The 12138-nt window shown below is 60.1% G+C and carries 11 protein-coding genes and 2 tRNA genes; 2 read left to right on the top strand and 11 right to left on the bottom strand.

Annotation, left to right across the window (positions count from 1 at the left end):
• The 11 genes from carA to rpsF form a co-directional block, all read right to left on the bottom strand.
• Window positions 1–1440 carry a glutamine-hydrolyzing carbamoyl-phosphate synthase small subunit gene (gene carA, locus DWV43_RS06375; protein ID WP_117817447.1) on the bottom strand — a complete coding sequence of 480 codons (1440 nt, stop codon included), beginning with the start codon at window positions 1438–1440 and terminating at the stop codon, window positions 1–3.
• 206 nt (window positions 1441–1646) lie between these two features.
• The gene (locus DWV43_RS06380) at window positions 1647–2612 is read right to left on the bottom strand and encodes a hypothetical protein (RefSeq protein ID WP_117817445.1); all 966 of its coding nucleotides are present in this window, start codon (window positions 2610–2612) and stop codon (window positions 1647–1649) included.
• A gap of 19 nt (window positions 2613–2631) precedes the next feature.
• Window positions 2632–4404, bottom strand: coding sequence for an ABC transporter ATP-binding protein (locus DWV43_RS06385; RefSeq protein ID WP_117817443.1), 1773 nt, complete (start codon window positions 4402–4404; stop codon window positions 2632–2634).
• Between the two features lie 82 nt (window positions 4405–4486).
• Window positions 4487–5182: an NUDIX domain-containing protein gene (locus tag DWV43_RS06390; RefSeq protein ID WP_195568396.1), complete on the bottom strand. Its 696-nt coding sequence runs from the start codon at window positions 5180–5182 to the stop codon at window positions 4487–4489.
• A 21-nt stretch (window positions 5183–5203) separates the two neighbouring features.
• The gene (gene purD, locus DWV43_RS06395) at window positions 5204–6508 is read right to left on the bottom strand and encodes a phosphoribosylamine--glycine ligase (protein ID WP_117817441.1); all 1305 of its coding nucleotides are present in this window, start codon (window positions 6506–6508) and stop codon (window positions 5204–5206) included.
• A gap of 118 nt (window positions 6509–6626) precedes the next feature.
• A complete protein-coding gene (locus tag DWV43_RS06400) occupies window positions 6627–7913 on the bottom strand; it encodes an adenylosuccinate synthase (RefSeq protein WP_117817439.1) in 1287 nt (428 codons plus the stop codon).
• A 93-nt stretch (window positions 7914–8006) separates the two neighbouring features.
• Complete coding sequence (dnaB, locus tag DWV43_RS06405) at window positions 8007–9404, bottom strand: replicative DNA helicase (protein ID WP_117817437.1); 1398 nt, start codon at window positions 9402–9404, stop codon at window positions 8007–8009.
• A gap of 218 nt (window positions 9405–9622) precedes the next feature.
• Complete coding sequence (gene rplI / locus DWV43_RS06410) at window positions 9623–10162, bottom strand: 50S ribosomal protein L9 (RefSeq protein ID WP_022094073.1); 540 nt, start codon at window positions 10160–10162, stop codon at window positions 9623–9625.
• A 15-nt stretch (window positions 10163–10177) separates the two neighbouring features.
• Window positions 10178–10444, bottom strand: coding sequence for a 30S ribosomal protein S18 (gene rpsR / locus DWV43_RS06415; RefSeq protein WP_006235829.1), 267 nt, complete (start codon window positions 10442–10444; stop codon window positions 10178–10180).
• A 72-nt stretch (window positions 10445–10516) separates the two neighbouring features.
• A complete protein-coding gene (locus tag DWV43_RS06420) occupies window positions 10517–10969 on the bottom strand; it encodes a single-stranded DNA-binding protein (protein ID WP_006235830.1) in 453 nt (150 codons plus the stop codon).
• 48 nt (window positions 10970–11017) lie between these two features.
• A complete protein-coding gene (rpsF, locus tag DWV43_RS06425; RefSeq protein WP_006235831.1) occupies window positions 11018–11311 on the bottom strand; it encodes a 30S ribosomal protein S6 in 294 nt (97 codons plus the stop codon).
• Between the two features lie 505 nt (window positions 11312–11816).
• Between rpsF and DWV43_RS06430 the strand changes: the two genes are divergently transcribed.
• Window positions 11817–11907: transfer RNA gene (locus DWV43_RS06430), tRNA-Ser, on the top strand.
• A 48-nt stretch (window positions 11908–11955) separates the two neighbouring features.
• A tRNA-Ser gene (locus DWV43_RS06435) sits at window positions 11956–12046 on the top strand.
• Window positions 12047–12138 lie beyond the last annotated feature (92 nt).

The raw sequence follows: 12138 nt of genomic DNA on the forward strand, positions 1-12138 counted from the left end.
TTAGTTCTCCTCGGTCTCAGCGGTCTCGGACTCAGCAAAGTTCCAGCCGGCAAGGCGGTCCTTCGCGGGATCGATGTCCAGGTAGTTCTCCTCGCCGTCCATGAGTCGCGTAAAGGCAGTAAAGAGATAGTGGGCATCGGTGGGGCCAGGCGAAGCCTCGGGGTGGTACTGGACCGAGAAGCACGGGGCGTCGAGCAGCTGGATGCCCTCGGCGGTGCCGTCGTTGAGGTTCACATGCGTCAGGCGAATGCGACCAAAGCGCTCGTTCATCACGACCGGCGCGATTCCGCGGCGCACCCAGGCGCGCAGATCTCCATCGGCCGCATGCTCGGTCTCGCCGCCCGAAAGCTCGGGGACAAGCTTGCCCAGACTGGGGAACAGCAGGCCAAAGCCGTGGTTTTGCGCGGTGATCTCCACGCGGCGGCTCACCAGGTTCATGACCGGCTGGTTGCCACCGCGGTGACCGAACTTAAGCTTTTCCATCTGGGCGCCGCAGGCCAGGCTGATCATCTGGTGACCAAGACAAATACCAAAGACCGGCACCTTGCCGATCAGCTGCTGCACCTGCTCGTAGGTCTCCACCACGGCGTCGGGGTCGCCGGGGCCATTGGACAAAAAGACACCGTCGGGATTCATGTCGAGCACCTGCTGGGCGGGCGTATCCCACGGCACGACGGTAAGGTCGCAGCCGGCGCGGACCAGCCCCTCCAGAATACCGCGCTTCACACCGCAGTCGTAGGCGACCACCTTGTGACGGGCAGGAGCGGCAGCCGCAAGTGCAAAGTCATGCGTGGCAGGCAGGTCGACGGCGGCAAAGGCGTGGGGCTCAGGGCAGCTCACGGTCTTGACCAGGTTCTCGCCTACCAGCGTGGGCGCTGCGGCCAGACGCTCGGCAAGCTCGTCGACGTCGAAGATCTCGGTCGAGATAATGCCCATCTTGGAACCATTATCGCGCAGATGGCGCACCAGGGCGCGGGTGTCGACACCCTCGATAGCGACGATGCCGTGAGCGCGCAGGTACTCCGGCACGCTGACGGCCGAGCGCCAGTTAGAAGGCGTGGCGCACATGTCGCGAACGATCATGCCGCGCATAGCCGGAGCGCTCGCAGGGCGCACGGCGTCGCCGGGGAAGGCCGACTGGACGTCGGTCTCGTCGATACCGTAATTGCCGATCTGCGGATAGGTCATGGTTACGATTTGGCCGGCATAACTCGGGTCGGTCATGACCTCAAAGTAGCCCTCGAGCGAGGTGTTGAAGCAGACTTCGCCGGTCGCGGTGCCCTCGGCGCCGCATGCACGTCCATAAAAAATGGTCCCATCCTCAAGATACAGGATGCAGGGACCACAGGTGCCCTTGCTGGTTTTGGCCAGCATACGCTGGCAAAGCTCGCTGGGCGCGAAGGTGCGGGCGGCAGCGCCCGCGGTATGGTTGTTCGCCATAGTTCTCCTTCCCGGTCTCACAGGACCGGCTTAAAGGTGTGTAGTTAGGCCTCGCGGTATTGTAACCGTAAGCATGCCTCATGGCGTTAATTTCATCGAAATGTTTACGAAATGATAATTATGACTTTCTATGCATAATGATTTTTCTAGGACGAGGATTAAAAATCATCCCGCGGGGCTTGTGGCTCACGCGGGATGATGACGTCTTACTTTTTCTTATCCTGCTCCAGCAGTTTGGACGGTGTGCGATCGGGCTTGCCGCCGCGGAAAATCTCGCGGCCATGCAGACGATGCTCCAGGTCACGTTCGGCCTTTTCCTCGTCAATCTTGGTCTGGCTCACCACCGGGTCCTCAATCAACGACGACACCGAGTTCACCTGCTTCTGAATGCGCTCGGCGATGGTGTCATCCATACTCACGATGCGCATCTTCCAGTCGATACTCGTGGCGTTGGATGAGCTCTTGGTCCACACGAACGTCAAAATGGCGCTCTGGTGGCCGCGCGCGGGGAACATGCCAAAGAAGGAATCGTGCTGAATGTTGCTATTCTCGTCGATATAGGCGTGAACGTTATACACCACGCGGTCGATCTTATCGTTGAGCAACGCGTTGGTCGCAAGCGCCGCGGCCTGAATCTGCCCGTTGGACAGCAGCTCGAGCTCGTTGGCAGACGATGTGTCCAACACCGTCACCTCGACCGTGCCCGTGCGTTCATCGGCTTCATCGACGGTAAAATCGAGCGGGAACTGCGTAAAGCCATTGCCCCACTCAAGGCCGCCCTTCAGCGCGGTCGAAACGGTATCGACCGAAACGCTCTCGGACAGGTTGGCGGTGTTCAGGCGACGCATCACGCCGTAGCCAATCTGCATGCCCACGATCAGCACCAAAATACCGATGACCACGGCCATCGCGGTCTTCGTAATGGTATGGCTCACCTGCGAGCCCGAAGGATCGTCCTCGGACAGCGGGTCGATATGTTTTGCCTGGCTCGCGCGGTCCTCGCTGCGCAGCTGCGCTAGCGCCGCTTTGTCACCGCGCTTGACGGCGGCCTCTTTCTCGCGCATGCGCTCGGTACGCTTTTTGGCGAGCGTAGGATCCAAGACGCCGGATGCATCGATTTCGGAGAATAACTCCGTCACTTCTTCCGGAGTCAAAGGGTTCTTGTCAGCCATAAACTTCCTGTCATATCAATCAGTCGAGCTCGTGCGCACGCGCACCTTCGAACTGCATTCGATAGTAACGGGCATAGGTGCCGCCACGGGCGAGAAGCTCCTCGTGCGTGCCACGCTCCACAACGCGACCATGCTCAACGGTCGCAATCTCATCGGCATGCTTAATGGTCGAAAGACGGTGGGCGATGATAATCGTGGTGCGGCCGCGTGCCAGCTCTTCGAGCGACTCCTGCACCGCCTCCTCGCTCTCGTTATCCAAAGCACTCGTCGCCTCGTCTAAAATCAGGATCTTGGGATTCTTGAGAAACACGCGCGCGATGGCAACACGCTGCTTCTGTCCGCCCGAAAGACGGCTGCCGCGCTCGCCCACGACCGTGTCATAGCCCTGTGGAAGCGACTCGATAAAGGCATCGATGTTGGCGCGACGGGCGGCCTCGGCGATCTCTTCCGCCGTAGCGCCCGGCTTGCCGTAGGCGATGTTCTCGCCAATCGTACCGTCAAACAGATAGACATCCTGCTGCACCAGGCCGATGGCGCGGCGCAGGCTCTGCTGCGTCACATCGCGCACGTCCTGACCGTCGATGCTAATGGATCCGGCAGCCACGTCATAAAAGCGCGGCAGCAGCGAACAGGTCGTGGACTTGCCGCCGCCCGAGGGTCCAACCAGCGCGATGGTCTGGCCGGGCTTGATGGACAGATTCATATGGTCGATAACAGGGCGTCCGTCGGCGCCGCCCTCGCCCAACTCAACATCCTCGTAGCTAAAGCACACGTCGTGATACTCCACGGCGCCGGCGGTCACCCGCAGATCCGTGGCGCCCGGCTTGTCCTGGATATCCGGGGCAGTCGAGAGTACCTCGTCCATACGCTTAAAGCCGGCGATGGCCTTCTGATACGTTTCGGCCGAATTGACGAGCGTCTCGAGCGGCGTGCAGAACAGCGAAATATAGAGTGCAAAGGTCGCCATATCGACCGCCTGCAGCTGTCCCTGGGCGACCAGCCAGCCGCCCAGCAGCACCACGATCACATAGAGCACACCCGAGAGCAGGCCATACGTCGCGGTATAGACGCCCATGGCGTGATACATGTTCTCCTTGGACGAAAGATAGCGATTGTTGGAGGCGCGGAACTTGAAGCGTTCGGTCTCCTCATTGGCAAAGCTCTTGACCACGCGCATGCCCGCCAGCGAATCCTGCAGCTGCGCATTGATGCCGCTGATCTTTTTGCGGTTGTCGCTAAAAACCTCGCGCATGCGCATGTTCTGCCAAAACATGACGACCGCAAACGCCGCCGTCACCACGGCCATGGCGAGCGCGAGCACCGGGGCGATGGTAAAGAGGATCACAAACGAGCCGATAATCTCGATGCCGCAGATGATGATCCACTCGGGTACGTGATGCGCCGCCTCGCAGATATCGAACAGGTCGTTGACCACGCGGCTCATCATGTCACCCGAGCTGTTGCGGTCGAAGTACGCAAAGCTAAAGCGCTCATACTGGTCGAACAGGTCCTCGCGCATTTTGGACTCCATGCGCGCGCCCATCACGTGGCCCCAATAGCTCACAAAGTAGCGGCAGGCGCAGCGGACGGCATACATCAGCACCAAGCCCACCGCGATCATGCCGAGCGCCTGCATAATGGCAGCCTGACCCTGAGTAAATAGCCCACCGGTCAAATTACGCAGAATAATAGGAAAAGCAAGGTCAATGGCGGCAAGCACCAGAGCACAAACAGTATCAGCAACAAAAAGCCCCATCTGGGGCTCGTAATACGAAAGAAACCTCTTCAGCATGTGATCCTCAAAGAAATATCAGCAACGTAAGGCCCTGGGACAAAGCAATCAGTAGTACTTGTCCCAGGGCTATCCCCACTCGTTAAAGCTCCGTGCCCCCAAGGCGGTGTGCGATGCTGTCGCAGGCCAAGGCGCCCACGACGGTCTTGGCGTCTTCGATCTTGCCGTCGAGTACGGCGTCGATCAGCTCATGCAGCGGCACCAGGTCCACGTTGACAAACTCGTCATCATCGGGGTTGGGCGCATCAAACTCGAGCTTGGTAGCCAAGTAGATGTGGATAATCTCATCGCAAAAACCACAGGACGTGACAATCGACGTCAAAAAGCGAATGCGACCAGCCCTAAAGCCCGTCTCCTCATGCAGCTCGCGCTTGGCGCAATCGAGCGGGTCCTCGCCTGGATCGAGCTTGCCGGCGGGAATCTCGACCGTCACGCGGTCGATGGCGGTGCGGTACTGACGCACCAGTACGATCTTGCCGCTCTCGGTCAGTGCCACAACAGCCGCCGCACCCGGATGGCGAACGATATCGCGGGCGCTGCGGCGACCGTTGGGCAGCTCAACCTCAAGACGGTGGACGTCGAGGATCTTGCCCTTCCAGGCGCACTCCTCCGAAAGAATCTTCTCGTGCAGCTCGGCATCGTGCGGGTCGTCATCGCCCAGCACCAGCGCCGGCTCGTCAGCGACCTCGCCACCAGGCTCGCCCTCGGCGTGCCCATACACGCGGCTGTCCTCTTCGACGATCTGCGCGTCCACGAGCTCTTCGTTCTTCTCGTCCATCCGTCTCATTCCTCTCGGATTTTAGGCATCCCAGGCGTCGCGGCCGCGCAGCGCGCGCAGGCCGATGTCGTGACGCAGGGTCTTGCCCTCAAAATCAATCTTCTCGCAGGCCTCGTAGGCAAGGTTGCGGGCGTTCTCAAACGTATCGCCCAGCGCGGTCACGGCAAGCACGCGGCCACCATTGGTCACGAGCTGGCCGTCCACCACGGCAGTGCCCGCGTGGTACACGGTCACGTTCTCCATGGCCTCGGCATCGGCGATACCGGTAATGACCTTGCCTTTCTCGTAGCTGCCGGGATAACCCGCACTCGTCAGGACAACGGCCACGGCCCACTCGTCGCGCCAGTCGAGTTCAATCTGATCGAGCTCGCAGTTGGCGCAGGCGAGCATGACCTCGACCAGGTCGTTCTTAAGGCGCGGCAGAACGACCTGCGTCTCGGGGTCGCCAAAGCGGGCATTGAACTCCAGCACCTTGGGGCCGGCAGGCGTGAGCATAAAGCCGCCGTACAGGCAGCCGCGGTAGTCGATACCCTCGGCAGCGAGCTCGGCCACGGTCTGCTCCATGACCTTCACCATGGTGGCGTGCTCCTCGTCAGTCACGATGGGCACCGGGCTGTAGACGCCCATGCCGCCGGTGTTGGGACCAAGGTCGCCCTCAAGCGCGCGCTTGTGGTCCTGCGAGGTGGCCATGGGGCGCACGGTCTTGCCGTCGGTAAAGGCCAACAGCGAGCACTCGGGACCAACGAGCATCTCCTCGATAACCACGGTGTTGCCGGCATCGCCAAAGGTGCCGCCAAAGCACTCGCGCACGGCCTCCTCGGCCTGCTCAAGTTCGGTCGCCACGATAACGCCCTTGCCTGCGGCAAGGCCGTCGGCCTTGACGACCAGCGGGGCGCCTTGCTCGCGTACGTAGGCGAGAGCCGAAGCCTCGTCGGTAAACGAGCCGTAGGCTGCCGTCGGAATGCCCGCACGCTCCATGAGCTGCTTGGAGAACAGCTTGGAGCCCTCCATCTGGGCGCCCTCGGCACCCGGGCCAAAGCAGGGAATACCCGCCGCGCGCACGGCGTCGGCCACGCCCGCCACGAGCGGAGCCTCGGGGCCAATTACCACGAGTCCGCATCCGTGGCTCTGCGCAAACGCCGCCACGGCCGCAGGATCGCAGTCGTCGAGAACAACGTTCTCGCCGCAGCTCGCGGTGCCGCCGTTGCCCGGCGCGATGTAGAGCTTGCCGGCGCGCGGTGATGCTGCGAGCTTGGCTGCCAAAGCATGCTCACGGCCGCCGCTGCCCAACAACAGGATGTCGATGGTTTGAGTGTCCGCCTTCAAGGGTGCCTCCTCTATGGATGAATGGCCCGCTCCGCGCGAGCCCCTTGCAAGCAAATATACCCCTCGGCCGCCCACCCGGGCTGCAAAGGGGTATATCGCAATAACCAAATAGTCCCGATTACTTCCAGAATCGGTTGATAATCTGCTCGCGACCAGCGCCAACGCCAATGAACGTCACGCGGGTGTGTGCCAGATCCTCGATAAACGCCACGTAGCCCTGAGCCTCCTGCGGCAGCTCGTCAAAGCTGCGACAACCGGTGATGTCGCACTTCCAGCCAGGGAGCTCCTCGTAGATGGGCTTGGCATGCTCAAAGCGCACCTGATGCTCGGGCACGCTGGTGTAGCGCTCGCCATCGACGTCGTAGGCCACGCACACCTTGATGGTGTCGAAGGCCGAAAGCACGTCGAGCTTGGTCACGGCGATGTCGGTGAGGCCGTTGACGCACGAGGCATAGTTGGCGATAGGGCCGTCAAACCAGCCGCAACGACGACGGCGACCGGTGGTCACGCCGTACTCATAGCCCTCCTCGGTCAGCGTGTGGCCAGCCTCGGACTCATAGGAAAGCTCGGTGGGCATGGGGCCCGAACCGACGCGGGTGATATAGGCCTTCATGACGCCCAGCACGCGATCGACGTTCTTCATGCCGACGCCGGAGCCGGTAATGGCGCCGCCGGCGGTGCAGTTGGAAGACGTCACGTACGGATAGGTGCCGTGGTCGATGTCGAGCAGCGTCGCCTGGGCGCCCTCAAACAGCAGGTCCTTGCCCTCATCGATCATGTTGTTGAGCAGCAGGCTCGTCTCGGTGATGTAGGGACGCAGGCGCTCGGCCATGGGCAGGTACTCGTCGCAAATCTGGTCCACGGTGTAGGTGGGCAGGTTGTAGATGAGCTCAAGCTCGGGGTTCACGCGGGCGAGAGCGGTCTCCAGCTTGTCGCGGAACAGCGCCTCGTCCAGCATATCCTGCATGCGCAGGCCAATGCGGGCCATCTTGTCCTGATAGCACGGACCGATACCGCGCTTGGTGGTACCGATGTTCTTCTTGCCGAGCTTCTGCTCAAAGGCGCCATCCAGGTCGATGTGGTACGGCATGATGACATGCGCGTTGCCGCTAATCTTGAGGTTCTTGGTGGTGATGCCGTCGGCCTCGAACATGTCGATCTCCTCAAGGACAACCTTGGGGTTGACGACGCAGCCGTTACCGATCACCGACACGTGGTCGGAATACATGATGCCGGAGGGCACCTGGTGCAGGCCGTACTTCTTGCCGTTGACGACGATGGTGTGGCCGGCGTTATTGCCGCCCGAGTAGCGCACGACGGCATCGAAGTCGCCGGCGACCAGGTCGCAAATCTTACCCTTGCCCTCATCGCCCCACTGGGCACCGACCAAAACGGTTGACGGCATGTTTACTCCTTACATTCATGGACTGTCTACGCGCCACGCCGGCACGCAGAAGCACAAAACATTCCCAGTATACCCGTGCAACGGGCGCCTGTCCTACTCCTCGGCATGTGCCCCATCAAGCTCATAGAACTTGGTGGATGCCGGCAGGAACATCAGGTCGACGTCGCCGATCGGGCCCGAACGGTTCTTGGCCACGACGATACGCGTAACGCCCTCGTCGGGTCGATCGTCGCGCGAGGCCTCGGCCTCGTCGGCGGAGCGGTCCAAGAACATAACGATATCGGCGTCTTGCTCGATGGAGCCCGATTCACGAAGGTCGGAAAGCTGCGGACGCTTGCCGGTACGGGATTCGACCTGACGCGAGAGCTGCGACAGCGCGATGAGCGGGATCTTGAGCTCCTTGGCCATGATCTTCAGACCACGCGACATCTCGGAGACCTCGACGGTACGGCTCTCGGAGCGGCGTCCCGGCGGAGGACTCACCAGCTGCAGGTAGTCCAGGATGATGATGGCCTTCTCCTTGTTGTGGAGCATGCGGCGGCTCTTGGCGCGAATCTCGGTCACTGTGGTGCCGGGCGTATCGTCAATCAGAATATCGAGCTTGGACAAGGTCTGCGTGGCCTCGTTGATATTGGCCCACTGCTCGGGGCTAATGCGGCCCATGCGGAAGTCACTGATCGAGATCATGGCGTAGGCGCAAATCAGACGCTGGGCAATTTCCTTGCCCGACATCTCCAGAGAGAAGAAGCCGACGGTATAACCAGCAGCGGCAGCGTTGAGCGCCAGATTCAGGGCGAACGACGTCTTACCTACAGCAGGACGGGCGCCGATAATGATGAGCTGGCCCTCGCGAAAACCCATGAGCATGCGGTCGAGCGACGGGAAGCCCGTGGGCACGCCCGCAGCCTGGCCACCGGCCTGGCACACTTCCTCGGCCTCGTTATAGGCCTCGACCATAAACTCGGTCAGCGTCTTGTAGCTCGACTTGACCTCGCGTGCCGTGACCTTGAGCAGCTTACTCTCGGCCAGCTCGACAACCTCTTTGGTATCGGTGGGGGCGTTATATGCCAGCGCGTTGATCTCGTTGGTGGCGCCGATCAGCTCACGCAGCATCGAATCGCGGCGAACGATGGCGGCATGATGCTGCCAGTTCACGAGCGATAGGGTCTGACCCATCAACTCCAAAATGTAGGCCTCGCCGCCCACGGCATCAAGCTTGTTGATGCTTCGCAGGTAATCGATCAGCGAGATGGAGTCGATGGGAATGCGGCTGTTGTACATATCGACCATCGCGGTATAGATGGTCTTATGAATGGGCCGGTAGAAGTCATCGGGCTGCAGCTCGACCTGGGCCTCTTCGACCACCTCGGGCGATAGCAGCATAGCGGCCAGTACATTGGCCTCTGCATCTTGGTTTTGGGGAAGACCCAACTTGGGGCCGCGGTCCTCAACCGTCAGCCCGGTCTCCCTATCGTCATATGCCATGAGCATCCTCATTCATATCGCTTGCGAGCATCCATAGTATCAGCCACGGTCCCAAAACGCGCCGCGCGCCGCCAATCATCACCGAACCAAACGGATGAACGGTCCTGTATATAGGACTTCGACGCAACGTTCACCATGACACTCACTCAGCGCAAAAAACAAAAGGGCGCCCTGGTTTCCCAGAGCGCCCTTCTTAGAACAAGATTGTTGCGTTGCAGCAAATGCTACTCGGCAGCAGCCTCAGTCTCGACCTCGGCGGTCTCGGCCTCGGCGACCTCAGCGGCCTCCTCGACCTCAGCCTCGGCAGCGAGCTCCTCGGCGGTAACGCCGACGAGAACGACAACCTCGGCCTTGATCTCGCGGTACAGCGAGATGGCAACGGTGTGGGCACCGGCAACCTTGATGGGCTTACCGAGCTCGACGCGCTTGCGGTCGATGTCCATACCGAGCTGAGCCTTGATGGCGTCAGCGATCATAGCGGCGGTAACGGAGCCAAAGAGGATGCCCTCGTCGCCGACCTTGACGTCAACGGTGACCGTCTTGCCCTCGAAGGCAGCCTTGGTCTCGTTGGCGGTAGCCAGACGGACGGCCTCGCGCTTGGCGATGTTGTTGCGACGCTCGTCAAGCTGCTTGAGGTTGCCCTTGGTGGCGGCAACAGCGAGCTTCTTGGGGAACAGGAAGTTCTCAGCGTAACCCTGAGCGACCTCTACGACGTCACCCTCGCCGCCCTTGCCCTTGATCTCATCGAGAAGAATAACCTTCATGATGCGTCTCCCTTCTTAGCCGCGGTCGCGGTTGCCACGAGAGGAAACCACGGGGACGGTGTACGGCAGGAGAGCCATCTCGCGGGCGCGCTTGATGGCGTTGGCGATGTCATGCTGATGCTGCGTGCAAGCGCCAGTGACGCGACGGGGCTTAATCTTGCCACGGTCGGTCATGTACTTACGGAGAAGCTGAGTGTCCTTATAGTCGATGAACTCAGTGTTCTCCTTGCAGAACTGGCAGTACTTACGACGCGGCTGACGTGCAGAAAAATCATTAGCCATGTCAAAATACCTTTCGTTTGGCAACTTCGGCGAACCGAAGCCGCCTCTCACTCAAAAATAGGTGAACAACCCTTAGAACGGGATGTCCTCATCGTAGACGTCGACCGCGGGCGGCGTAGCCACCGGTGCGGCAGGACGTGCTGCGGGCGCGGGAGCTGCGGGGGCGTAACCGCCCTGGTCGTAGCCACCCTGGCCACCACGGGAGCTCATAAACTCGATCTCATCGACGATGACCTCAAGCTTGCTCCGGCGCTGGCCGTCGCGCTCCCAAGAGCTGTAGCGCAGCTTGCCCTCGATCGCGACCTTGTTTCCCTTTGCCAGGAAACGGCTCACGGCCTCGGCGCGGGTGCCGAACATGGTGCAGTCGACAAAGTTGGGATAGTCCTCCCACTCGCCAGTCTGCGCGTTGCGGCGACGATCGTTCACGGCGACGCCAAAGGACAGAACCTGGGTTCCGCCGGCGGTGGCGCGCAGCTCGGGATCGCGGGTGAGGTTACCGGTGATGTTCACTCGATTGATGCTCATAACTCACTACTTCCTCTTGGGGCACAAGCCCAGTCCAAAACGACAGTCTTACTCCTGGTCGTCGCGACGGACGATCATGTGGCGGACCACAGCGTCGGTGATGCGCAGGACGCGATCAAGCTCGGCGATCTGGGTAGGATCTGCGTGGAAGTTGATGAGGGTGTAGTCACCATCGGTGAGGTCGTTGATCTCGTAGGCGAGCTTGCGCTTGCCCCACTCGTCAACGGAGTCGACCTTGCCAGCGCCCTCAGCGATCGTGGTATCGATACGCTTCATAACAGCGAGACGAGTCTCGGGGTCGAGCGACGGGTCAACAAAGAACAGCAGTTCATAAGCCTTCATATTGTCACCTCCTCTGGGCAAATGTGGCTTCAGGTCGTGAAGGTGCGCCTGAAGCAGGAAAAGACTTGGTAATAATATCTTTCAACCTCCTAGGCTGCAAGAATATGCAGCTACAACCTCATGACCTCCACATATGTCCATGCTCACACGGCACTTCATGCGCATTCCAACCAAATGCTGACCAAATGCTTGACGGATCTGTGTTCAAGATACGGTGCCGTGGGGACAAGCTGAGCCAAGCCGCAGGTCAGCGGGCACAAGGCTGTGGTCGCAAAATGCATACCAGTGGCCCACAGCACCACCCAAAGATTTTTAAATTCATTGCCAAGTCGCTTATGAATACCCTTTTTTGAACAATTGAGTTGATCAACCACGCTGGTCGGAAGCCGTTTTTTGGGACCTCAAGCCCCACTGCAGCGCCAAGCACGGCCAAGCGTTTTAAAAAATGCCAACTTTTCTGTTTGCACTTTGCGATTCCTCGTGTATACTGACTTTCGCATTTAACGGAGAGTTGTCCGAGTGGCCGAAGGAGCACGATTGGAAATCGTGTAGGCGTCAAAAGCGTCTCCAGGGTTCAAATCCCTGACTCTCCGCCAGTTAATTCCAAAGCAGGCCTTCGAGCCTGCTTTGTTTTTACCCCACGCGGAGGGGTGGCAGAGTGGTTGAATGCGGCGGTCTCGAAAACCGTTTGGCCTGTATAAGGTCACGAGGGTTCGAATCCCTCCTCCTCCGCCATTTTGGTTGAGAAAGCTCCCGAAAACGGGGGCTTTTTTGTTTGGCTCTGTTAGACCAAGGTTGACATAAAAACGATGTCACCGCGAGGCGGT

The sequence above is a fragment of the Collinsella sp. AF05-9 genome, from assembly GCF_003465595.1.
In the GTDB taxonomy this organism is placed as follows: Bacteria; Actinomycetota; Coriobacteriia; order Coriobacteriales; family Coriobacteriaceae; genus Collinsella.